Raw genomic sequence first — 21955 nt, forward strand, 5'->3', positions numbered from 1 at the left:
TGTCCGAACGGCTGTTGACCGGGTGTGTGACCGAGTAGCATCCGGCCCATCGGTTCCTGAGCCGAGCCGCCGTCGAATCGGAGGAAGAATGCAGCCGACCGCCACCGTGCTGGTCTACAGCGACGACGCCAACACCCGCGAGCAGGTGCGGCTGGCGACCGGGCGCAGGCCCGCGACCGACGTTCCGCCGGTCGAGTTCATCGAGTGCGCCACGCTGCCCGCCGTGCTGAAGCAGCTGGACCAGGGCGGCGTCGATGTCTGTGTGCTGGACGGCGAGACGGTTCCCGCGGGCGGTATGGGCGTGTGCCGGCAGATCAAGGACGAGATCTTCGACTGCCCGCCCGTGCTGCTGCTGATCGGCCGCCCGCAGGATGCCTGGCTGGCCACCTGGAGCCGCGCCGAGGCCGCCGTGACCCTTCCGGTGGACCCGGTGGAGTTCGCGGACGCACTGGCGGCCCTGCTGCGCGGCAGGCTGGCCGTGGAGGCCTGACGAGCCTGCCGCGTGCCGGTCAGACCTGGGGACGCAGCCGTGCCGTGTCGACGGGGTTCGTGACGGCACCGGTGCCGCCGCCGGCCACCAGGGCGCTGCCCGTGCGCCACTTGTCCCAGTCCAGGTTCCAGTCGCCGAAACCGTTGCCGAACGGGTCCATCTCGTTTCCGGCACTGTTGACGACCTTCACCACGTCGCCCTCGCGGACGGTATTGAAGAACCACTGGGCGTTGCTGGTCGACATGCCGGTGCAGCCGTGGCTGACGTTCGCGGCGCCCTGTGAGCCGACGGACCACGGGGCGGCGTGCACGTACTCACCGCTCCAGGTGACGCGCGTGGCGTAGTACACCGGCAGGTCGTACGACTCCGAACTGCCCTCGGCGATGCCGATGCTGGTGCCGCGCATCCGGACGAAGTACTCCTTGGCGAGCACGACCTTGATGCCGTTGCGGGTGGAGAAGCCGGGCTTGCCGGTGGTCACCGGAATGGTGTTGATCACTTCTCCGTTGCGCAGGACCGTCATCTGGTGCGAGGCCGCGTCGGTGATGGCCTCGATCCGGTCGCCGATGGTGAGCTTCAGGCCCTTCGAGGAGCCTCCGTAGAGCTTGTTGGAGACCTTGACGCCCTGGAGGTTGCTGGAGGCGCTCACGGTCGCTCCGGAGGGCCAGAACTCCTTCGGGCGGAAGTGCAGCTTCTTGTCGTCGACCCAGTGCCAGGCGCCCTCCACCGAGGGCTGGGAGTCGACCTTGAGCGCACGTTCGACGACTTGCCGGGCGGCCTTGTCCTTGACGGGCAGGCTGAGGTCGGCCGTGATGGGCTGCCCGACACCGTACGTGCCCGCCTTCGGGCCGAACGCGACCGTCAGGAGGCGCTTGGCCGGAGCGGTCTCGAAGGTGAGGGTGCGGCTGCCGGGCGAGCCGTCGGAGTCCTCCGTGGAGACCTTGACGGTGTACTTCGCACCGGCCGAGAGCGGGGCGGTGGAGCGCCAGCGGCTGCCGTCCGCGGAGAGTTCGCCGGCGAGGAAGTGCCCGGAGCCGTCGATGACGGTCACATCGGTGATGCGGCCGCTGTCACCCTTGGTGGTGACTTCGAGGGGCTTGTCGGGGTCGACCTTCTTCCCACTGGAGTGGGGCGTGTTGAAGGATATCTGCTCCGCCGCGTCGAACGGTGTGGCGGAGAGCGGATGGGTGTCGGGTTCGCCGCACGCGGTCGCTACCGCCCCGAGGGACACGACCAGCAAGGTGCAGCTCAGAATGGTGCGAAACCGAGGCGTCTGACTCATAAGCACACGTTATGAAGATCAGTCGGTAGCGGCGCGCCGAGAGGCTGCAAATGGGCGGACCCGGGTCCCCCTCGCGAGTGAAGGGGATCCGGGTCCGCCCGTGCGTTGCTGACGCGGTGTTACTGGTTCTGGCTCTCACCGCGGTAGTACTCGAACACCCAGCCGAAGAGTCCGACGAGGATCAGCGGCGCCGAGAAGTACAGCAGCCACCAGCCCATCGCGACGGCGAGGAAGGCGAGAGCGCCACCGACGGCCAGCGAGAGCGGCTGCCAGCTGTGCGGGGAGAAGAACCCCACCTCGCCGGCCTCGTCCGCGACGTCGGCCTCCTTGTTGTCCTGCGCCATCGCGTCGACCCGCCGGGCCGTGAAGGCCAGGTAGAAGCCGATCATGATGCTCAGGCCGAAGGCCAGGAAGAGCGCGGTCGTACCGGCCGGATCCTTCGACCACACGCCGTACAGGATGGCGACGGCGAGGATGAAGAAGCTCAGCCACAGGAACATCTTGCCCTGGATCTTCACTTCCCGACCTCCTTGCCGCCGAACATCTTGGTGTCCTTCTGGCCGGCGTTCTCGAGGGTCTCGAGAGCCGCGACCTCCGGGTGGTGGAGGTCGAAGGCCGGGGATTCGGAACGGATCCGCGGCAGGGTGATGAAGTTGTGCCGGGGCGGCGGGCAGGACGTGGCCCATTCGAGTGAACGGCCGTAGCCCCACGGGTCGTCGACCTCGATCTTCTTGCCGTACTTCGCGGTCTTCCACACGTTGTAGAAGAACGGCAGGACCGAGAGGCCCAGGACGAACGAGCTGATCGTGGAGATGGTGTTCAGCGCGGTGAAGCCGTCCGCGGCGAGGTAGTCCGCGTACCGCCGCGGCATGCCCTCGGCGCCCAGCCAGTGCTGCACCAGGAACGTGCCGTGGAAGCCGATGAACAGCGTCCAGAAGGTCATCTTGCCGAGCCGCTCGTCCAGCATCTTGCCCGTGAACTTCGGCCACCAGAAGTGGAAGCCGGCGAACATCGCGAAGACCACGGTGCCGAAGACGACGTAGTGGAAGTGCGCGACGACGAAGTACGAGTCGGAGACGTGGAAGTCCATCGGCGGCGAGGCCAGGATGACGCCGGTCAGACCACCGAAGGTGAAGGTGACCAGGAAGCCGATCGTCCACAGCATCGGTGTCTCGAAGGACAGTGAGCCCTTCCACATCGTGCCGATCCAGTTGAAGAACTTCACACCGGTGGGCACCGCGATGAGGAATGTCATGAACGAGAAGAACGGTAGGAGTACCCCGCCTGTCACGTACATGTGGTGCGCCCAGACCGTCACCGACAGACCGGCGATCGCGATCGTCGCACCGATCAGACCGATGTAACCGAACATCGGCTTGCGGCTGAAGACCGGGATCACTTCGGAGACGATCCCGAAGAACGGCAAGGCGATGATGTACACCTCTGGATGGCCGAAGAACCAGAAGAGATGTTGCCACAGCAGTGCTCCGCCGTTGGCCGCGTCGAAGACATGGGCGCCGAACTTGCGGTCCGCCTCCAGCGCGAAGAGCGCGGCGGCGAGAACCGGGAAGGCGAGCAGGACCAGCACACCGGTCAGCAGCACGTTCCAGGTGAAGATCGGCATCCGGAACATCGTCATGCCGGGTGCGCGCATGCAGATGATCGTGGTGATGAAGTTGACCGAGCCGAGGATCGTGCCGAAGCCGGAGAAGGCCAGACCCATGATCCACATGTCGGCGCCGATACCCGGTGAGCGGACGGCGTCCGACAGCGGGGAGTAGGCGAACCAGCCGAAGTCGGCCGCACCGTTCGGCGTGATGAAGCCCGCGACGGCGATGATCGAGCCGAAGAGGTACAGCCAGTACGCGAACATGTTCAGCCGCGGGAACGCCACGTCGGGCGCGCCGATCTGCAGCGGCATGATCCAGTTCGCGAAGCCGGCGAACAGCGGCGTCGCGAACATCAGCAGCATGATCGTGCCGTGCATCGTGAACGCCTGGTTGAACTGCTCGTTCGACATGATCTGCGTGCCCGGCCGGGCCAGCTCGGCGCGCATGAAGAGCGCCATCACTCCGCCGATGCAGAAGAAGACGAACGACGTGACCAGGTAGAGCGTGCCGATGGTCTTGTGGTCGGTGGTGGTCAGCCACGTCACCACCACATTGCCGGGCTGCTTGCGCCGTACCGGCAGCTCGTTCTCGTACGAGTCGTCAGCTGCTGCGGCGGCACCCTGGGGTTCGTTGAGGATGCTCACAGTTGGTTCTTCTCCGCATTCCTGGCCGGGTCCGTCTGCTCAATGCCCGACGGGATGTAGCCGGTCTGCCCCTTCTCCGCCAGCTCCTTCAGGTGCTGCTGGTAGCGCTCCGGAGAGACCACCTTGACGTTGAAGAGCATCCGGGAGTGGTCGACGCCGCAGAGCTCGGCGCACTTGCCCATGAAGGTGCCCTCCCGGTTCGGAGTCACCTCGAAGGAGTTGGTGTGGCCGGGGATGACGTCCTGCTTCATCAGGAAGGGAACCACCCAGAAGGAGTGGATCACGTCACGAGAGGTCAGGACGAACCGGACCTTCTCACCCATGGGCAGCCACAGGGTCGGACCCGGGTTGCCGTTCTGCGGGTTCCGCGTGCCGGGGATACCGGCGTCGTAGACACCGCCGGCGTTGGCCGGGAAGTCGTCGCGGAACCTGTCGGGAATGGCCTGCAGGTCCTTGGACGTCTTCGCGTCGCCTTCGGAGCCCGGGACGTTCTCGATGTAGTTGAAGCCCCAGCTCCACTGGTACCCGACCACGTTGACCGTGTGGGCCGGCTTGTCGGCCAGGGAGAGAAGCTTGGACTCGTCACGCGCGGTGAAGTAGAAGAGCACCGAGACGATGATGAGCGGAACGACCGTGTACAGGGCCTCGATGGGCATGTTGTACCGGGTCTGCGGAGGAACCTCCACCTTGGTGCGGCTGCGCCGGTGGAAGATGACACTCCACACGATCAGGCCCCACACCAGGACGCCCGTGGCGAGCGCTGCCGCCCACGAGCCCTGCCAGAGGGACAGGATCCGCGGCGCCTCCTCGGTGACCGGGGTGGGCATACCAAGGCGGGGGAAGTCCTTGTAGGTGCAACCGGTGGCGGTCGCCAGGATCAGGCCCGCAGTCAGCAGCTGCGTCAGCTTCCGCCGCATCGGGCGCCGCGACATGGGGGTACCGCCCGCGCCCCCCAGGGCGTGGGGGAGGTCGGAGCCGTTGGGACTCACGTAGCGCCTTCCCGAGAGTCTCGGCCCGCGCGGCATGCCGCGGCCGTCTCGCTGGTCGGTCGCCGGCCCTGACGCGGGCAGGGGTTTGGATGTTTATGCGGACCAAACCCTACTGGACGCTATTTGGGGTCGCGCGGGGAGGGTGCCCAACGCGCCGTCCGACACCCCGAAGGGATGGAAAGCGTCCGGAATGCCTGCCTCCGGCGGGCATCTGACGCTCCTTCCGGGCCCTGGGGTTAGCGTGGCGACGTGCCCTACTTCGATGCCGCGTCCTCCGCTCCCCTGCACCCGGTTGCCCGCCAGGCCCTGCAGGCCTCCCTGGACGAGGGGTGGGCCGACCCCTCGCGGCTGTACCGCGAAGGGCGACGGGCCAGGCTGCTGCTGGACGCGGCGCGGGAGGCCGCGGCGGAGGCCGTGGGGTGCCGCCCGGACGAGCTCGTGTTCACTCCTTCGGGGACGCGCGCGGTTCACCTCGGAGTTTCCGGGGCGCTCGCGGGCCGTCGGCGTGTCGGACGGCATGTGGTGGTCTCGTCGGTGGAGCACTCCTCCGTCCTGCACGCGGCCGGCGACACCGCGACCGAGGTGCCGGTGGACCGGGCGGGCCGGGTGGACCCCGCGGCGTACGCGGCGGCGCTGCGCGAGGACACCGCGCTGGCCTGTCTGCAGTCCGCCAACCACGAGGTGGGCACGGAACAGCCGGTGGACCGGGTCGCCGAGGTGTGCCGGGCCGCCGGGGTGCCCCTGCTGGTGGACGCCGCCCAGTCGCTCGCGTGGGGTCCGGTCGGCGGGGACTGGTCGCTGCTCGCCGCCAGCGCGCACAAGTGGGGCGGTCCCGCGGGGGCCGGGCTGCTCGTCGTGCGCAAGGGCGTCCGGTTCGCTCCCCAGGAGCCCGCCGACGAGAGGGAGTCGGGCCGGTCCGCGGGGTTCGAGAACCTCCCCGCGATCGTCGCCGCGGCCGCCTCGCTGCGGGCGGTCCGGGCCGAGGCGGCGGCGGAGGCGGTACGGCTGCGGGCCCTGGTGGACCGTATCCGCGCCCGGGTGCCGGAACTGGTCCCGGATGTCGAGGTGGTGGGCGATCCGGTGCACCGGCTGCCCCATCTCGTCACCTTCTCCTGTCTCTATGTCGATGGGGAGACTCTGCTGCACGAACTGGACCGGGAGGGCTTCTCGGTGTCCTCGGGGTCCTCGTGCACATCGAGCACCCTGACGCCGAGCCATGTGCTGCGGGCGATGGGGGTGCTGAGCGAGGGCAATGTGCGGGTCTCGCTGCCGCTCGGCACGACCGGGGAGGACGTGGACCGTTTTCTGGAGGTGCTGCCGACGGTGGTGTCCGCGGTACGGGAACGGCTCGGCGCGCCGACCGCCACGGCGAGCACCGGGCAGGGGGCGTCCCTCGTGGTGGACGCGCTCGGGAAGCGGTGCCCGATCCCGGTGATCGAGCTGGCGAAGGTGATCGGCGACGTACCGCTGGGCGGCACGGTGACGGTGCTGTCGGACGACGAGGCGGCGCGGCTGGACATCCCGGCGTGGTGCGTGATGCGGGACCAGGAGTACGTGGGCGAGGAGCCGGCGGAGCGCGGGACGGCGTACGTGGTGCGGCGGCTGGTGTAGCCGACGGTGGCACGGGGGCGGCCGGGCGCGGCGCCGGGGGCAGGCCGACCCGGTGCGGCTCCGGCCGGGCGGGACTTCCGAGCTGGGCCGACAGGGCGGGCGGTCAGGGCGGGCGGTCAGGAAACCGACGCTCCCCCCGGACGGTCGTCCGGGGGGAGCTCGACGTACTGACGTACCAGCGGATGGTTCAGCCCAGGTGGCCGCGGACCTCGGCGGCCGCCTCGTGGCCGTACGCCTTGGTGAAGCGGTCCATGAAGTGCGCCCGCCGCAGCGTGTACTCCTGCGTGCCCAGCGTCTCGATCACCAGCGTCGCGAGCATGCAGCCGACCTGCGCCGCACGCTCCAGGCCCACGCCCCAGGTCAGGCCCGAGAGGAAGCCCGCGCGGAAGGCGTCGCCCACGCCCGTCGGGTCGACCTTGGCCTCCTCCTCGGCACAGCCGACCTCGATCGGCTCGTGGCCGACGCGCTCGATGCGCACGCCGTTCGCGCCGAGGGTGGTGACCCGATGGCCGACGCGGCCGAGGATCTCCTCGTCGGTCCAGCCGGTCTTGGACTCGATGAGTCCCTTCTCGTACTCGTTGGAGAAGAGGTAGGTGGCGCCGTCGAGCAGTATCCGGATCTCGTCACCGTTCATCCGGGCGATCTGCTGCGAGAAGTCGGCCGCGAAGGGGATCTGCCGCGAGCGGCACTCCTCGGTGTGCCGGAGCATGGCCTCCGGGTCGTCCGCGCCGATCAGGACCAGGTCCAGGCCGCCGACCCGGTCCGCGACCGACTTCAGCTCGATCTGGCGGGCCTCGCTCATGGCGCCGGTGTAGAAGGAGCCGATCTGGTTGTGGTCGGCGTCGGTGGTGCAGACGAAGCGTGCGGTGTGCAGGACCTCGGAGATCCTGACGGACCCGGTGTCCACGCCGTGGCGGTCGAGCCAGGCGCGGTACTCGTCGAAGTCCGATCCGGCCGCTCCGACCAGGATCGGCCTGGTGCCCAGCTGGCCCATGCCGAAGCAGATGTTCGCGCCGACACCGCCCCTGCGGACATCGAGGTTGTCGACCAGGAAGGAGAGGGAGACCGTGTGCAGCTGGTCCGCGACGAGTTGGTCCGCGAAACGGCCGGGGAAGGTCATGAGGTGATCGGTGGCGATGGAACCGGTGACTGCGATTCGCACGGCGATGCGCTCCAGGGGCGGGGGCGGATGACGCTTCACGCTACCGGTTGTCAGGCCGGGGCTGAAGGGCAGAAACTACCCGATAGTAGGGCTTTTTTCGCGGACCTCCCGATGCGTACGGTGCGGATATGACAAAGTCCATCGCCTCCCCCGCGCCGCTCGAGTCCGAGATCTCCCTGGCCCAGCTGCGCGGTGACTGCGCACGGATGGCTCCGCACTGGGTGGTGCCGGCCGCCAAGGCGGCCGCTCCGGTGTCGCCGTCCCGTATCCATGGTGTCGTCGTACCCGCCTCCTCGGCACGGCTCCTGGACGCCATGTCTGAATACGGCGACTGAGTCCGGAGCACTCACCGCACGGCCCGTCGAGGGCGAATGAGTCAACTCCGGGCGCTCCGGGGAACCGTGCGCGCCCCCGCTCCGTCTCATCGGTGCCCCCGTATCCCGGGGACACACGACAAGGAGCGATGCGGTGAGCAGCACGGAGAACACTCACGACAGCTCACGCCGCCGGCGTTCCCCGCTGGCCGTCGCCTCGGTGGCGGCGGCGGTACTGATCGCGGGTGGCGGCAGTGCGTACTTCGCGACGGCCGGCTTCGGCAGCGGCGACGACGGTGCGGACGCCAGAAGCGGTGCGTCCGGCAATGACGCGAAACCGCCGTTGCTCTCGCTGGACACCCCCCGGGACTCCGGCCCCGGGATCGCCCCCGGTGAGCCCGACCCGACCGGCGGCACCGTCTACCGGGCCGAGGGCAAGCTCCCGGACGGCCCGGACGAGGCCGCCGTGCACCGGGCGCGGGGCGCGGTCACCGCGGACGAGGTGACCCGCCTGGCGAAGGCACTCGGCATCCCGGGCACACCCCGGCTCGTCGGCCCCGCCTGGAAGATCGGCGCGGACAAGGACGGCTCCGGCCGGATGCTGGAGGTCAACAAGCAGGCGCCGGGCACCTGGACCTTCTCCGCCTTCGGCACCGCGCCGCGCGGCGACAACTGCCTGAAGGGCAAGGCCTGTCCGTCCGGCGGCGACGCCGACACCGGACGGACCACCCCCGCCGGCAAGCCGGTGAGCGAGGCGGCCGCGAAGAAGGCCGCCGGGCCCGTACTCGCAGCGCTCGGTCAGAGCGATGCCGCCCTGGACGCACGCCAGTTGATGGGTGCGGTCCGCGTGGTGAACGCCGATCCGAAGGTCGGCGGACTGCCCACCTACGGCTGGACGACGGGCGTGCAGATCGGTGCGGACGGCCAGGTCGTGGGCGGTGGCGGGCAGTTGAAGAAGCCCGCGAAGAGCGCCTCGTACCCGGTGCTCTCCGCCGACGACGCCCTCAAGCAGCTGAACAAGGACGCCCGCGGCGACGGCACGGTCGGTATCGGCGGTTGCGCGACACCGGCACCGGTGGAGGGTGAGCAGAAGCCGGCGGCCCCCTGCGAGCCGAAGAGCGCGAAGCCTGCCACGCCGCAGCAACTGGCGATCGGCAAGGCGGTGTTCGGACTGGCCGCGCAGTACGTGGACGGGCAGCAGGCGCTGGTCCCGTCGTGGCTGTTCGCGGTCGAGCCGGCCGGCGGCACAAGGACGTTCACGATCGCTCAGCCGGCGGTGGCACCGAAGTATCTGAAGCCGGCCGCACCGCCGTCGTCGGCCAAGCCGCCGCAGCAGGACATCGAGCCGACCGCGCCGCCGAAGACACCGGCTCCGCAGTCCGAGCGCCGGGTCCAGTCGTACGCCGTGGACGGGCGGACACTGACGGTCACCTTCTGGGGCGGGGTGTGCAGCGACTACGCGGCGACGGCGACCGAGAAGGGCGGCGAGGTCACGGTGCGGATCACCGAGTCCAAGCCGAACTCGGACCGGGTCTGCATCGCGATCGCCAAGGAGCTGACGGAGAAGGTCACGCTGGACAAGGCGCTCGGCGACCGGAAGGTCCTGGACGCGGACACGGGCAAGGCGGTGCCGCTCCAGGGGCGGTGAGCACCCCGGCGCGGACACGCGTCATCGCGGACGCGGTGAGCGTGGCAGGGCGGGCATGACGAAGGCGGCGACCCGGGTGGGTCGCCGCCTTTCGCATGGCTCAGGGGGCCGGGCTCCCGGGGCTCACACCCAGGGCCGCGTCGGTCCTAGCTGAAGGAGTCGCCGCAGGCGCAGGAGCCGGTCGCGTTCGGGTTGTCGATGGTGAAGCCCTGCTTCTCGATGGTGTCGACGAAGTCGATCGAGGCGCCGCCCAGGTACGGAGCGCTCATCCGGTCGGTGACGACCTTGACGCCACCGAAGTCCTTGACGACATCGCCGTCGAGCGCACGCTCGTCGAAGAACAGCTGGTACCGCAGGCCGGAGCAGCCACCGGGCTGAACCGCGACGCGCAGCGCCAGGTCCTCCCGGCCTTCCTGGTCCAGCAGGCCCTTGACCTTGGCCGCGGCGGCGTCGGAAAGGAGGATGCCGTCGCTCACGGTGGTGGTCTCGTCCGATACGGACATCTGCTTCATCACTCCCGGGATGGGGTCTCCCCGCCGGAGGCAGGGGAAGTACGGAGACTGCTTGCCGACGATTGCAACCGGCGCGGCCGCGGATTCATTCCGGACCGATGGACGTGTCTTGCTCTTTCATGCTCGCACACCGGCGCGCGGGCAGGCACGGGTCCGGGACGAGGGGGTGCGTCACATCGACGCTATCGGCATCGTCAAAGTGACGTGAAGCAGTTATGATAGATAGCGTCAAACAGACGAGAAGGTCTTCCGGTGTCAGCCCCAGGCTCCACTGGAGCGGCCATCGCCGCGCTCAACGCCCAAGAAGAAAGGGTGCGTGTCGTGACCACCGCCCAAGCCCGTACGGAGCTCGACGTCCAGCCGACGCCGCTCGCCCTGCTGCTGCTCGGCCGAGAGGCCGACCCCCGGAGCGAACGCGGTGTGGAGTGCCCCGGTGACCTGCCCTCCCCGTCCGACCCGGACCTGGTGGAGCGCGCCCGCGCGGCCAAGGAGAAGCTCGGCGAGAAGGTCTTCGTCCTCGGCCACCACTACCAGCGTGACGAGGTCATCCAGTTCGCCGACGTCACCGGCGACTCCTTCAAGCTGGCCAAGGACGCGGCGGCACGGCCGGAGGCCGAGTACATCGTCTTCTGCGGTGTGCACTTCATGGCCGAGTCCGCGGACATCCTGACCACCGACGACCAGATGGTCGTCCTGCCCGACCTGGCCGCCGGCTGCTCGATGGCCGACATGGCGACGGCCGAGCAGGTCGCGGAGTGCTGGGACGTGCTGACCGAGGCCGGCATCGCCGAGCAGGTCGTGCCCGTCTCGTACATGAACTCCTCCGCGGACATCAAGGCCTTCACCGGCAAGCACGGCGGCACGATCTGCACCTCGTCCAACGCCAAGCGGGCGCTGGACTGGGCGTTCGAGCAGGGTGAGAAGGTGCTGTTCCTCCCCGACCAGCACCTCGGCCGCAACACCGCCGTACGGGACATGGGGCTGTCGCTGGAGGACTGCGTCCTCTACAACCCGCACAAGCCGAACGGCGGGCTGACCGCCGAGCAGCTGCGGGACGCCAAGATGATCCTGTGGCGCGGGCACTGCTCGGTGCACGGCCGCTTCTCGCTGGACTCCGTCGAGGACGTCCGCGCGCGGATCCCGGGCGTCAACGTCCTGGTGCACCCCGAGTGCAAGCACGAGGTCGTCGCGGCCGCGGACTACGTCGGCTCGACGGAGTACATCATCAAGACGCTGGAGGCGGCCCCGGCCGGTTCCAAGTGGGCCATCGGCACCGAGCTCAACCTGGTCCGCCGGGTGGCGAACGCGCACCCCGACAAGGAGATCGTCTTCCTCGACAAGACGGTCTGCTTCTGCTCGACGATGAACCGCATCGACCTTCCGCACCTGGTGTGGACGCTGGAGTCGCTGGCCGAGGGCAATCTGGTCAACCGGATCCAGGTCGACAAGGAGACGGAGAGCTTCGCGAAGCTGGCACTCGAGCGGATGCTCGCGCTGCCGTAACCGCGGGCCTGCCCCGCGATCGCCGTAGGACGGCCACCGAGGGGGAAGGAGGCGCCCCGGTCACTGCGACCGGGGCGCCTGCGTGCCGTTGCAGATCAGCTCCGTGAGCTCCACCGGGCGGCTCAGTGCCACGAGGTGGCCGCCCGGCAGGTCCTCGACGGGCACTCCCGGCAGGCGCTCCGCGGCGATCCTCAGCTGGAACCCGAGCGGGAAGAACCGGTCGTCGCGGCCCTGGAGGATGCGGGTGGGGACGTCCGGCCAGGCCCGCAGCGGCCAGGGTTCGGCGAACAGCGCCTCCGAGGGGCCGGACGCCTCGCCGGACATCGCCTCGTCGGTGGCGTCCTGGGGCACGTCGTGGAAGAAGTCGACGATCAGGTCGAATCCGGCGTCCGGGTCGCGCCCCTCCTCCGCCGCGAAGGCGCGGGCGGCCTCGTCCCGGCCGGTGTTGTCCCACCACTCCCCCGCGGTCTCACCGGGGGCCGGGATCATCGGGTTGACCAGGATGAGCTGCTGGACGGGGATGCGCTCACAGACCAGGGGGGCGATGACGGCGGCGAGGGACTGGGCGACCAGGACCGGACCGTCGTCGCCGGTGTCGCGGTCGCCGATCGCGTTCACGACAGCCGTGACATGCTCGGCGAGACCGGCGTCGAGGCCGCTCGGCAGATCGACGGCGACGGCGTCGTGCCCCCGCTCGCGCAGCATCGGCACGACTCGGTGCCAGTACCAGGCGCGGCCGTCGGCACCGGGGATGAGCACATACGTCGTCATGCGGAGCTCCTAGGGCCTGTCGTCTGGATCTTGCCGGGTTCGCGTGCCCTGGCACGCACGCTCGCCACGTTGTCGTCAGTCGCCGACGGCCCCCGTAGCCCTGCGGGCACGGGCGGTACCCCCACCGCGTCGGCTCCCTTCTTCGCCTTGCGATCGCACGCACCAGACCCCGCTCACTGACCCGGCCTGATCCAAACGACAGACCCTTGATCATGTCCGCGGCGCCTGGCAGCAGGCCGGCAGGACCATCGTGGCGTCTGTATACCCTGACCCGCATGTCCACGCTCTTCCTTTCCCCCATGCGGTTCTCGCCGCGGGAGATCACCGAGGTGGTGGATCTCTACGCGAGCAACCCGGAGTACTGGCGGGCGGCCGGCGAGTACGACGCCGGGAGCATCCCCGCCGACAGGGTCGAGGCCGATCTGCGGGCGGAGGCCGCTGCCGAGGGTGCCGAGATCCTGCTCGCCCGCGACCCGCAGGGCCGGCTCAACGGGATGCTCTCCCTGCTCGACCGCCATCCGGTGGACGGTCTGCCGTGGATCGGCCTGTTGATGATCCACGGGGACCTGCACGGCCGGGGCGTCGGCGGCACGCTCGCCGGCATGGCGGAGCAGCGGTTCTCCCACGAGGGCCGCGAGGGCCTGCGGCTGGCCGTGCTGGAGTCCAACGCGTCGGCCCTGCGGTTCTGGGAGTCGCGCGGCTGGCGGGAGTGCGACCGCCGGCCGGACACCGCGCACGGCCGGCCGTGCATCGTGCTGCACAAGGCGCTGAGCGCGTGACGGCCGGCCCGCCCGCGACCATGACCTGCGCCTGACCCCGACCCCGACCCCGACCCCGGAAAACGAACCACCCGGCCCGGGCCCCGCGAGGGACCGGACCGGGTGGCCGTGGTGAGGTGTTACGCGTTCGCCGGAGCCGGCTCGTCAGTGTCCTTCGCGTCCGTGGCGTCCTTGGCGTCCTTCACGTCGGGAGCGGACTCCCCTCCCGACTTCTTCAGGCGCTTCGCCGCCTTCTTCCCCGCACGGCGCTCCTTGCGCAGCTCGACCATCGCGTACAGCGTCGGCACGAGCAGCAGGGTCAGCAGCGTCGAGGTGACCAGACCGCCGATCACCACGACCGCGAGCGGCTTGGCGATGAAGCCGCCCTCGCCCGTGATGCCGAGGGCCATCGGCAGCAGGGCGAAGATCGTCGCCAGAGCCGTCATCAGGATCGGGCGCAGTCGGTGCCTGCCACCCTCGATGACCGCCTCCACCACGCCCAGGCCCTGCGCCCGGTACTGGTTGATCAGGTCGATCAGCACGATCGCGTTGGTGACCACGATGCCGATGAGCATCAGCATGCCGATCATCGCCGGGACACCCATCGGGGTGCCGGTCAGGATCAGCAGGCCGATCGCGCCGGTCGCCGCGAACGGGATGGACACCAGCAGGATCAGCGGCTGGATCAGCGACCGGAAGGTGGCGACCAGCAGCATGAAGACGATCGCGATCGCGGCCAGCATCGCCAGGCCCAGTGCGGCGAAGGCCTCGTCCTGGTCCTCGGAGACACCGCCGATGGAGGCGGTGGCGCCCTCCGGCAGGTCCAGCGAGTTCAGCTTGCTCTGGAGCGACGCGCTCACCGCACCGGTGTTGTCACCGGTCGGCTTCGCGCTGATCGTCGCGGCCCTGGCCCCGTCGATACGGGTCATGGAGACCGGTCCGGGCACCACGCGGACGTCCGCGATCTGCCCGAGCTTCACCCCGCCGAGGGGCAGGTTCTTCAGCTGCGCCACGGTGGTGGCCGGCTTGGCCGAGGTGATGACGACATCGCGCTCGGTGTCGTCGAGGGTCGCCTTGCCGGAGACCGTGCCGCGCACCGCCTGGCCGACGGCCAGACCCAGCGTGGTCTCGTTGAAGCCCGCGTCCGCGGCCTTCGCCTTGGCCTTCACCGAGATACGGGGGATGCTCTGCGCCAGGTCGCTCTGGACGTCGGTGACGTCGTCGAGGCCGGCGACCTCCTTGCGTACCGCCTCGGAGGCCTTCTTCAGGACGTCCGCGTCGGCGGCCTTCACCACCACGCTCAGGTCCTGGCTGCCGAAGCCGTCGCCCGCCGCGATCGTGGTGTCGCCGATGCCGTCCAGCTTCGCGAGCTCGGCGTCGATGCGGTCGCGGGTCTTCTCGTACGACGCCGCGTCCTTGAGCGTCAGCTGGTAGGAGGCCTGGTTGGCGCCCGTACCGCCGCCGAAGGCCGCCATGAAGCCGGAGGAACCGACGGTGACCTGGTAGTTCTTGATCTCGTCCAGGCCGTCGAGGACCTTCTCGACCTTCTTCGCCGACGCGTCGGCCGCGTCCAGGCCGGTGCCGACCGGCAGCTCCTGCTTGATCGACATGACCTCCTGCTCGCCCTGGTCGAAGAAGTTGGTCTTGAGCAGCCCGGCCATGCCGAAGGTGCCGAAGAGGATGACGACCGCGAGCACGATGCTGGTGATGCGGCGACGGGTCGCGAAGCGCAGCACGGGCACGTACATCCGCTGGAGCGGGCTGCGCTCCTCCTTCTCCTCGGCCACCCGGCGCGCCTCGTCGGGGTCCATGCCCCGGACGGCCTTCGGCGCGCGCAGGAACCAGAACGACAGGACGGGGACGACGGTCAGGGAGACCAGGAGGGAGGCGAGCAGGGCCGCCGTGATGGTGAGGCTGAACGAGCCGAACAGCTCGCCGACCATGCCGCCGACCAGTCCGATCGGCAGGAAGACGGCGACGGTGGTCAGCGTGGAGGACGTGACCGCGCCGGCGACCTCCTTGACGGCCGTGATGATCGCGGCCTGCCGCTCCTCGCCGTAGCCGAGGTGCCGCTTGATGTTCTCCAGGACCACGATCGAGTCGTCGACGACGCGGCCGATCGCGATGGTCAGCGCGCCGAGGGTGAGCATGTTGAGCGACAGGTCACGGGTCCACAGCACGATCAGCGCGAGGACGACCGAGAGCGGGATGGACACCGCGGTGACCAGGGTCGAGCGCAGCGAGGCCAGGAAGACCAGGATCACGATGACCGCGAAGACGAGGCCGAGCGCACCTTCGGTGGTCAGACCCGAGATCGACTTGGAGACGGCGGGGCCCTGGTCGGAGACGACCGTGAGCTCGGCGCCGCTGCCGAGGTCCTTGCGCAGCTCGGGCAGCTTGTCCTGGACCGCGTCGGAGATGGCGACGGCGCTGCCGTCGTTGTCCATGGTGGCGAGGACGGCGAGGCTGGGCTTGCCGTTCGTCCGGGTCAGCGAGACGGCCGTGGCCGGGGTCTGCTTCACCGTCGCGATGTCGCCGAGGCGCACCGGCTTGCCCTTGGCGGGCGGTGCCGGGGCGATCCTGAGGTCCTCGATCTGCTTCAGCGTGGTGTAACCGCCGCCTGCCTGGACCGTGAGGCTCTTGCCGTCCTCGTTGAACGACCCGGCCGGCAGGGTGGCCCCGCCCGCCTTGAGCGCCTCGGAGAGGCTCATCGTGTTGAGGCCCGCGGCCGCGAGCTTGCGGTCGTCGGGCGTGACGGAGACCTGGAGGTCCTGGACGCCGTCGATGGAGACCTGGCCGACGCCCTCGATGTCCTCGATCGCCGGGACGACCGTCCGCTCCAGCTGGTCGGCGAGCGCCTGCTGGTCCTTCTGCGAGGTGACGGCGAGCACGACGGTCGGGATGTCGTCCGTGGAGCCGGCGACGACCTGCGGGTCGACGTCGTCAGGGAGCTGGGTACGGGCCCGGTTCACGGCCTGCTGGACATCGGCGACGAGCTGCTTGGTGCCGTCCCCGTACTCGAAGCTGGCCATGATCACGGCGTTGCCCTCGCTCGCCGTGGACGTGATCCCCTTGATGCCGTCGACGGCCTTGATGGAGCTCTCGAGCGGTTCGACGACCTGCTTCTCGACCACATCGGGGGACGCGCCCTGGTAAGGAGCGAGCACCGACACCATCGGTAGCTCGATGGAGGGCAGCAACTGCTGCTTGAGCTGCGGGATCGCGATCGCCCCGAAGACGATCGCGACGATCGACATCAGACCTATCAGGGCCCGTTGCGACAGGCTGAATCTCGACAGCCAGGACATGGGGTCTCTCTTCTGTGGCGTGCGTGGCAGGAGGACTTCGAGGGCACGGTCGACTGCCCGTTTATACGATCAGCCATCCCGGAGGGCACACCCGTAGGCCCCAGGTCCCGTTCCTTATCTCGCGCATACCGCAGCTGGAGTACGCGGACGAGCCGCTTCACTCCACCCTTGGACGGACCAGTCCCGATTCATAGGCGATGACGACGAGCTGGGCCCGGTCGCGGGCGCCGAGCTTGGCCATGGCCCGGTTCACATGCGTCTTCACGGTCAGCGGGCTGACGGAGAGGCGGGTGGCGATCTCGTCGTTCGAGTGGCCGCCGCCGACCAGGACGAGGACCTCGCGCTCCCGCACGGTGAGGGCCGCGAGCCGTTCCGAGTACGCCTCGGACTCCGGGCCGTCGTCCGAAGGGCCGCCCTGCGCGAGGAACTTGGCGATGAGCCCCTTGGTCGCGACGGGCGAGAGCAGCGCCTCACCGGCCGCGGCGATACGGATGGCGTTGAGCAGTTCGTCCGGTTCGGCGCCCTTGCCGAGGAAGCCGGAGGCGCCGGCCCGCAGCGACTGCACGACGTACTCGTCCACCTCGAAGGTGGTCAGCATGACGACCCGTACGTGGGACAGTCCGGGGTCGGCGCTGATCATGCGGGTCGCCGCGAGACCGTCCGTGCCGGGCATCCGGATGTCCATCAGGACGACATCGGCCTTCTCCGAGCGGGCGAGCGTGACCGCCTCGGCGCCGTCGGCGGCTTCCCCGACGACCAGCATGTCGGGCTCGGAGTCCACGAGGACGCGGAACGCGCTGCGCAGCAGGGTCTGGTCGTCGGCCAGCAGCACCCTGATCGTCATGTGTCCTCCCCCGTGCGGGCCTTGAAGGGCAGTATCGCCTGGACACGGAATCCGCCGCCGTAGCGGGGGCCTGCGCTCAGCGCCCCGCCGAGTGCGGTGACCCGCTCGCGCATGCCGAGCAGCCCGTGGCCGCCGCCGTCCGTCCGGCCGTCGGGCTCGTTGCCGTTGTCCAGCACCGTGACCTCCAGGGTCGGACCGACACGGATGACGCTCACCTCGGCCTTGGCGTCCGGGCCCGCGTGCTTCTGCACATTGGTCAGCGCCTCCTGGATGATCCGGTACGCGGCGAGGTCGACGGCCGCGGGCGCCCGCTCACCGTCGTCCGCGCGGGCGACCTCGACCGGGAGGCCCGCCTGCCGGAAGGTGGTGACCAGCTCGTCGAGCACATCGAGCCCCGGGGCGGGTTCGGTGGGCGCCTCCGGGTCGCCGGACTGGCGGAGCAGGCCGACGGTGGCCCGGAGTTCGTTGAGGGCCGAGCGGCTGGCCTCGCGCACGTGGGCGAGCGCTTCCTTGGCCTGGTCGGGGCGCTTGTCCATGACATGCGCGGCGACGCCGGCCTGCACATTGACCAGGGCGATGTGGTGCGCGACCACGTCGTGGAGGTCGCGGGCGATCCGCAGCCGCTCCTCGGCGACCCGGCGGCGGGCCTCCTCCTCGCGGGTCCGCTCGGCACGCTCGGCCCGTTCCCGTATGGCGTCGACGAAGGCCCGGCGGCTGCGCACGGCGTCGCCGGCGGCGGCCGCCATGCCGGTCCAGGCGAAGATGCCGACGTTCTCCTGCGTGTACCAGGGCGTCGAGCCGAACAGCATGGCCGAGCCGGTGAGCACCCCCATGGTGAGCAGGCCGACCCGCCAGGTCGTGGGGCGGTCGGTGCGGGACGCGACGGTGTAGAGGGCGATCACGGCGCTCATCGCGACGGGGGCCGCGGGGTCCCCGAGGACGAGCTCGACGACGGACACCGCGGCGGTGAAGATCAGGACGCCCATGGAGTTGCGGCGGCGGAAGACCAGCGCGGCGGAGACCAGCACCATCAGGACCACGCTGCGCACCTCGGGGGTGCGCCCGCCGAATTTCGGGCCGTGCTCCCCGTTCGGGTCGGCGAACGAGCCGACGACCATGCACACCAGCACCGCGGCGGCCAGGGCTCCGTCGAACGCCAGAGGGTGCTCGCGGAGCCAGCGCTGGGTGCGGGCGAACCCGGTGGCGAGTGAGGTCACGTCAGGCAACGTTACGGCCCCTCGGGCGAGCCGCGTACGCCCCGGTGGGGGCGAGGGCCGAGGACGGTCCGGACGCGGTACGCAGGGCATGTCGCGGCGGCGTCGAGGCGGGGCACACGGGCGGCACGGAAGCGGGCGGCCCGCCTCCGGGCACGGCACGACAGCGGCGGGAGGCACGGGCGGTACGTCTTCCGGCACGGCACGGCGGTGACCACCCGCGAGGCGGCATCCGTTCCGGCGCGGCCCCGCCTGCCCCGCCGGACCACCGCACCGCAGCCGCGGACGCGCAGAGCGCACTGCCCCGCCCCAAAGACCCGGGGCGGGGCAGTGCCGCTGTCGGAGTGCGCAGGACGGGCCGGAGGCCGGACCGTCCGTCAGCCGGGGATCAGACCGTCGTCGCGGAGCAGCTTCCGTACGTCCTCGAGCGTCGCGTCGGGCGCCGGGAGAATCAGCTCGGACGGCTCCAGGGAGTCGTCCGGCAGAGGCTCGCCGAGCTCGCGGATTCTCTCCAGGAGCGCGTGGAGCGTGCGCCGGAAGCCGGGGCTGTCGCCGCGCTGCATCTCGGCGAGGAGCTCGTCGTCCAGCCTGTTGAGCTCGGTGAGGTGGCTCTCCGCCACCTCCACCTGGCCCTCCCCCATGATCCGTACGATCATGACGAGTCCCTACTGCTTGTCGAACTTCGGGGTGTTCTGCTGCGGAGCGGCGTCCTGCCTGCCGTCGCCGCCCTCGATGGCCTGCTGCGAGGAGGAGCCGCCGGCGAGCTCGGCCTTCATCCGCTGAAGCTCCAGCTCCACATCCGTACCACCGGAGATGCGGTCCAGCTCGGCGGCGATGTCGTCCTTCGCCATGCCGGTCGGGTCGTCGAGCGCGCCGGAGGCGAGGAGCTCGTCGATCGCGCCGGCCCGGGCCTGGAGCTGCGCGGTCTTGTCCTCGGCCCGCTGGATCGCCTGGCCGACGTCGCCCATCTCCTCGGAGATGCCCGAGAAGGCCTCGCCGATCCGGGTCTGTGCCTGGGCGGCGGTGTAGGTGGCCTTGATGGTCTCCTTCTTCGTACGGAAGGCGTCGACCTTGGCCTGCAGACGCTGGGCAGCGAGGGTGAGCTTCTCCTCCTCGCCCTGCAGCGTCTGGTGCTGCGTCTCCAGGTCCGTGACCTGCTGCTGGAGCGCGGCACGGCGGGAGAGCGCCTCGCGCGCCAGGTCCTCCCGGCCGAGCGCCAGCGCCTTGCGGCCCTGGTCCTCCAGCTTGGTGGACTGTCCCTGGAGCTGGTTCAGCTGCAGTTCCAGGCGCTTGCGGGAGGTCGCCACATCGGCGACTCCACGACGCACCTTCTGGAGCAGCTCCAGCTGCTTCTGGTAGGAGTAATCGAGGGTCTCGCGCGGATCCTCGGCCCTGTCGAGGGCCTTGTTTGCCTTCGCGCGGAAGATCATCCCCATACGCTTCATGACACCGCTCATGGGCTTCGCGCGCCCCCTTCTGACGGACTAAAGCTCCAGCACTCCAACAGAACCCACAGTACGGGCCCTGCATCCATTACCGCACTGTTCAAGCGCGGATGCGCTCATCCCCAAGGACGACTGCTTCCCGGTCCGATCCGGCGCAAGGAGTAGGTGGCCATCAGGGAAACCTCGGGCAACGTCCGCTCTGTCCGGCTTGTCACCGGCTTCTGTCCCCTACAGACGCACGGCGTTGCGGGATCGTTCCCCACCGGCGTTGGGTCCCCGCTCCGCACCCCGTACCCTTGGGCTTTGTGTTCCGTAGCCGTGCCAAGGAAGAGAAGGCCCCCACCGACAAGGTGACGGCGGACCTCTCCAAGCACCCCCGCAGCCCCGAGGCCCCGAAGGGCCGCCCCACGCCCAAGCGCAGTGAGGCCCAGTCCCAGCGCCGCCGTGCCTCCACGGCGCCGGCCGACCGCAAGGAGGCCATGAAGCGCCAGCGGGAAGCCCGCCGCGCCGACCTGGCCAAGCAGCGCGAGGCCCTCGCGAGTGGCGACGAGCGGTATCTGCCTGTCCGCGACAAGGGGCCCGTGCGCCGCTTCGTCCGCGACTTCGTCGACTCCCGCTTCTGCATCGCCGAGTTCTTCCTGCCGCTCGCGGTGGTCATCCTGGTGCTCAGCATGGTCCGCGTGGGCCAGCTCCAGAACATCTCGCTGCTGCTCTGGCTCGGCGTGATCGTGATGATCATCATCGACTCGATCGGCCTGGTGTTCCGGCTCCGCAAGCAGCTGGCCGAGCGCTTCCCGGACGAGCCCAAGCGCGGCGCCGTCGCGTACGGCCTGATGCGGACGCTCCAGATGCGCCGGCTGCGGCTGCCCAAGCCTCAGGTCAAGCGCGGAGAGCGGCCCTGAGCACGGTCGGTTTCGAGGGAGGGGCGACCGCCTGGCTGAACGGCCTCAGCGGTCTGCGGAACATCGTGCGGCAGGAACTGGTCGCACGGCAGCTGGACGAGCAGATAGCCGGCCGTTTCCCGGTGGGACAGCGGCTGCGGATCCTCGACGTCGGCATGGGCCAGGGCACCCAGGCACTGCGCCTCGCGCGGGCCGGGCACTCGGTGACCGGTCTGGAGTCCGACGCCGAGATGGTCGCCACCGCGCGGCAGACGCTCGCGACCGAGCCCGAGGGCATCCGTGAGCGGTTCCGCCTGATCGAGGGGGACGGCCGCGAGACGGGGGCACACTTCCTGCCCGGCGCCTTCGACGTGGTGCTCTGCCACGGGGTGCTGATGTACGTGCAGGAGCCCGACGCGATGCTCGCGGGGCTCGCCCGGGTGCTGGCACCCGGCGGACTGCTCTCCCTGCTGGTGCGCAACGCCGACGCGCTGGCCATGCGCCCGGGACTGGCCGGCGACTTTCCGGCCGCGCTGGCGGCCTTCGGATCGGACGCCTACACCAACCGGCTGGGGCTGCCCGGACGGGCCGACCGGCTCGACGCGCTGACCGCGACGCTGGCCGGGATCGCGGCACCGCTGCACGCCTGGTACGGCGTGCGGGTCTTCACCGACGGGGCGGACAACGACGCGGAACTGCCGGCCCCCGAGGACCTGGAGCGGCTGCTGGCCGCCGAGGACCGGGCCGGGCGGACCGAACCGTACAAGCGGGTCGCGGCACTGCTGCACCTGTGCGGCGTACGCGGCTGAGCGGCTGAGAGCCGGCGGGGTGGGGTCGGGCGACGGCACCGTGCGCCCGGCGGACCGCGAGGCGCCGCGCGTCCTGGACCGCAGTCGGACGCTGCCGAGCGGCCCCGGGCACCGTGCCGCGCGTCAGCCGGTGTCAGGAGCGGCCCGCAGGTCAGGTCCG

General features: G+C 70.1%; 20 protein-coding genes. 8 read left to right on the forward strand and 12 right to left on the reverse strand.

The genetic code is table 11. The annotated features are described in order from the left end of the window. Nucleotides 1-88: 88 nt before the first annotated feature. On the forward strand, nucleotides 89-490 hold the full coding sequence (locus tag ACQPWZ_RS09775; protein WP_313946805.1) for a hypothetical protein: 402 nt from the start codon (nucleotides 89-91) through the stop codon (nucleotides 488-490). A 19-nt stretch (nucleotides 491-509) separates the two neighbouring features. Here ACQPWZ_RS09775 and ACQPWZ_RS09780 read toward each other — a convergent pair whose 3' ends face one another. The 4 genes from ACQPWZ_RS09780 to ctaC form a co-directional block, all read right to left on the reverse strand. After that, a complete protein-coding gene (locus ACQPWZ_RS09780) occupies nucleotides 510-1772 on the reverse strand; it encodes a L,D-transpeptidase (protein WP_383243294.1) in 1263 nt (420 codons plus the stop codon). 119 nt (nucleotides 1773-1891) lie between these two features. Then, a complete protein-coding gene (locus tag ACQPWZ_RS09785; protein ID WP_313946803.1) occupies nucleotides 1892-2290 on the reverse strand; it encodes a cytochrome c oxidase subunit 4 in 399 nt (132 codons plus the stop codon). Further along, nucleotides 2287-4026 carry an aa3-type cytochrome oxidase subunit I gene (gene ctaD / locus ACQPWZ_RS09790; RefSeq protein WP_356699119.1) on the reverse strand — a complete coding sequence of 580 codons (1740 nt, stop codon included), beginning with the start codon at nucleotides 4024-4026 and terminating at the stop codon, nucleotides 2287-2289. The genes ACQPWZ_RS09785 and ctaD overlap by 4 nt, the downstream gene beginning before the upstream one ends. Next, nucleotides 4023-5015: an aa3-type cytochrome oxidase subunit II gene (ctaC, locus tag ACQPWZ_RS09795; RefSeq protein WP_383246078.1), complete on the reverse strand. Its 993-nt coding sequence runs from the start codon at nucleotides 5013-5015 to the stop codon at nucleotides 4023-4025. The genes ctaD and ctaC overlap by 4 nt, the downstream gene beginning before the upstream one ends. Before the next feature lie 249 nt (nucleotides 5016-5264). Here ctaC and ACQPWZ_RS09800 point away from each other — a divergent pair, with 249 nt between their 5' ends. Beyond that, a complete protein-coding gene (locus tag ACQPWZ_RS09800; protein WP_433571117.1) occupies nucleotides 5265-6626 on the forward strand; it encodes a cysteine desulfurase/sulfurtransferase TusA family protein in 1362 nt (453 codons plus the stop codon). Nucleotides 6627-6813: 187 nt separating this feature from the next. Here the strand turns inward: ACQPWZ_RS09800 and ACQPWZ_RS09805 are convergent, their stop codons facing one another. After that, the gene (locus tag ACQPWZ_RS09805; RefSeq protein ID WP_340472657.1) at nucleotides 6814-7788 is read right to left on the reverse strand and encodes a carbohydrate kinase family protein; all 975 of its coding nucleotides are present in this window, start codon (nucleotides 7786-7788) and stop codon (nucleotides 6814-6816) included. Nucleotides 7789-7916: 128 nt separating this feature from the next. Between ACQPWZ_RS09805 and ACQPWZ_RS09810 the strand changes: the two genes are divergently transcribed. After that, nucleotides 7917-8123 carry a hypothetical protein gene (locus ACQPWZ_RS09810; RefSeq protein ID WP_313946799.1) on the forward strand — a complete coding sequence of 69 codons (207 nt, stop codon included), beginning with the start codon at nucleotides 7917-7919 and terminating at the stop codon, nucleotides 8121-8123. Nucleotides 8124-8256: 133 nt separating this feature from the next. After that, nucleotides 8257-9750, forward strand: coding sequence for a hypothetical protein (locus tag ACQPWZ_RS09815; protein ID WP_433571118.1), 1494 nt, complete (start codon nucleotides 8257-8259; stop codon nucleotides 9748-9750). A gap of 146 nt (nucleotides 9751-9896) precedes the next feature. On the opposite strand, the gene ACQPWZ_RS09820 is transcribed toward ACQPWZ_RS09815, so the two are convergent. Further along, nucleotides 9897-10253 carry a HesB/IscA family protein gene (locus tag ACQPWZ_RS09820; protein ID WP_340472660.1) on the reverse strand — a complete coding sequence of 119 codons (357 nt, stop codon included), beginning with the start codon at nucleotides 10251-10253 and terminating at the stop codon, nucleotides 9897-9899. Between the two features lie 321 nt (nucleotides 10254-10574). Here ACQPWZ_RS09820 and nadA point away from each other — a divergent pair, with 321 nt between their 5' ends. After that, nucleotides 10575-11765: a quinolinate synthase NadA gene (gene nadA / locus ACQPWZ_RS09825; protein WP_433571119.1), complete on the forward strand. Its 1191-nt coding sequence runs from the start codon at nucleotides 10575-10577 to the stop codon at nucleotides 11763-11765. A 60-nt stretch (nucleotides 11766-11825) separates the two neighbouring features. Here the strand turns inward: nadA and ACQPWZ_RS09830 are convergent, their stop codons facing one another. Beyond that, entirely contained in the window at nucleotides 11826-12536 is a 711-nt protein-coding gene (locus ACQPWZ_RS09830) for an alpha/beta fold hydrolase (RefSeq protein ID WP_405568915.1), read from the reverse strand. Between the two features lie 275 nt (nucleotides 12537-12811). On the opposite strand from ACQPWZ_RS09830, the gene ACQPWZ_RS09835 reads away from it, so the two are divergent. Next, a complete protein-coding gene (locus ACQPWZ_RS09835; protein WP_433571120.1) occupies nucleotides 12812-13315 on the forward strand; it encodes a GNAT family N-acetyltransferase in 504 nt (167 codons plus the stop codon). 119 nt (nucleotides 13316-13434) lie between these two features. On the opposite strand, the gene ACQPWZ_RS09840 is transcribed toward ACQPWZ_RS09835, so the two are convergent. The 5 genes from ACQPWZ_RS09840 to ACQPWZ_RS09860 form a co-directional block, all read right to left on the reverse strand. Next, the gene (locus tag ACQPWZ_RS09840; protein WP_433571121.1) at nucleotides 13435-16602 is read right to left on the reverse strand and encodes an efflux RND transporter permease subunit; all 3168 of its coding nucleotides are present in this window, start codon (nucleotides 16600-16602) and stop codon (nucleotides 13435-13437) included. A 157-nt stretch (nucleotides 16603-16759) separates the two neighbouring features. Continuing rightward, nucleotides 16760-17446 carry a response regulator transcription factor gene (locus ACQPWZ_RS09845; protein WP_356699107.1) on the reverse strand — a complete coding sequence of 229 codons (687 nt, stop codon included), beginning with the start codon at nucleotides 17444-17446 and terminating at the stop codon, nucleotides 16760-16762. After that, nucleotides 17443-18663, reverse strand: a complete 1221-nt coding sequence (locus tag ACQPWZ_RS09850; protein ID WP_340472666.1) for a sensor histidine kinase — start codon at nucleotides 18661-18663, stop codon at nucleotides 17443-17445. The genes ACQPWZ_RS09845 and ACQPWZ_RS09850 overlap by 4 nt, the downstream gene beginning before the upstream one ends. A gap of 374 nt (nucleotides 18664-19037) precedes the next feature. Further along, nucleotides 19038-19316: a PspA-associated protein PspAA gene (pspAA, locus tag ACQPWZ_RS09855; RefSeq protein ID WP_340472667.1), complete on the reverse strand. Its 279-nt coding sequence runs from the start codon at nucleotides 19314-19316 to the stop codon at nucleotides 19038-19040. Between the two features lie 9 nt (nucleotides 19317-19325). Next, complete coding sequence (locus tag ACQPWZ_RS09860; protein WP_313946789.1) at nucleotides 19326-20117, reverse strand: PspA/IM30 family protein; 792 nt, start codon at nucleotides 20115-20117, stop codon at nucleotides 19326-19328. 293 nt (nucleotides 20118-20410) lie between these two features. On the opposite strand from ACQPWZ_RS09860, the gene ACQPWZ_RS09865 reads away from it, so the two are divergent. After that, a complete protein-coding gene (locus ACQPWZ_RS09865; protein ID WP_340472668.1) occupies nucleotides 20411-21007 on the forward strand; it encodes a DUF3043 domain-containing protein in 597 nt (198 codons plus the stop codon). 53 nt (nucleotides 21008-21060) lie between these two features. Then, on the forward strand, nucleotides 21061-21795 hold the full coding sequence (locus tag ACQPWZ_RS09870; RefSeq protein ID WP_433573799.1) for a methyltransferase domain-containing protein: 735 nt from the start codon (nucleotides 21061-21063) through the stop codon (nucleotides 21793-21795). The last annotated feature ends 160 nt before the right edge of the window (nucleotides 21796-21955 follow it).

Origin of the sequence: Streptomyces sp. CA-251247, assembly GCF_050952975.1 — a bacterium.
Taxonomy (GTDB): domain Bacteria; phylum Actinomycetota; class Actinomycetes; order Streptomycetales; family Streptomycetaceae; genus Streptomyces; species Streptomyces achmelvichensis.

Bases quoted from the DNA above. Each gene is read 5' to 3' on its own strand.
- ACQPWZ_RS09835 (WP_433571120.1), top strand. From the start codon at position 12,812: ATGTCCACGCTCTTCCTTTCCCCCATGCGGTTCTCGCCGCGGGAGATC.
- ACQPWZ_RS09820 (WP_340472660.1), bottom strand. From the start codon at position 10,253: ATGTCCGTATCGGACGAGACCACCACCGTGAGCGACGGCATCCTCCTT.
- ACQPWZ_RS09775 (WP_313946805.1), top strand. From the start codon at position 89: ATGCAGCCGACCGCCACCGTGCTGGTCTACAGCGACGACGCCAACACC.
- ACQPWZ_RS09860 (WP_313946789.1), bottom strand. From the start codon at position 20,117: ATGAGCGGTGTCATGAAGCGTATGGGGATGATCTTCCGCGCGAAGGCA.
- ACQPWZ_RS09845 (WP_356699107.1), bottom strand. From the start codon at position 17,446: ATGACGATCAGGGTGCTGCTGGCCGACGACCAGACCCTGCTGCGCAGC.
- ACQPWZ_RS09840 (WP_433571121.1), bottom strand. From the start codon at position 16,602: ATGTCCTGGCTGTCGAGATTCAGCCTGTCGCAACGGGCCCTGATAGGT.
- ACQPWZ_RS09810 (WP_313946799.1), top strand. From the start codon at position 7,917: ATGACAAAGTCCATCGCCTCCCCCGCGCCGCTCGAGTCCGAGATCTCC.
- pspAA (WP_340472667.1), bottom strand. From the start codon at position 19,316: ATGATCGTACGGATCATGGGGGAGGGCCAGGTGGAGGTGGCGGAGAGC.
- ACQPWZ_RS09780 (WP_383243294.1), bottom strand. From the start codon at position 1,772: ATGAGTCAGACGCCTCGGTTTCGCACCATTCTGAGCTGCACCTTGCTG.
- ACQPWZ_RS09830 (WP_405568915.1), bottom strand. From the start codon at position 12,536: ATGACGACGTATGTGCTCATCCCCGGTGCCGACGGCCGCGCCTGGTAC.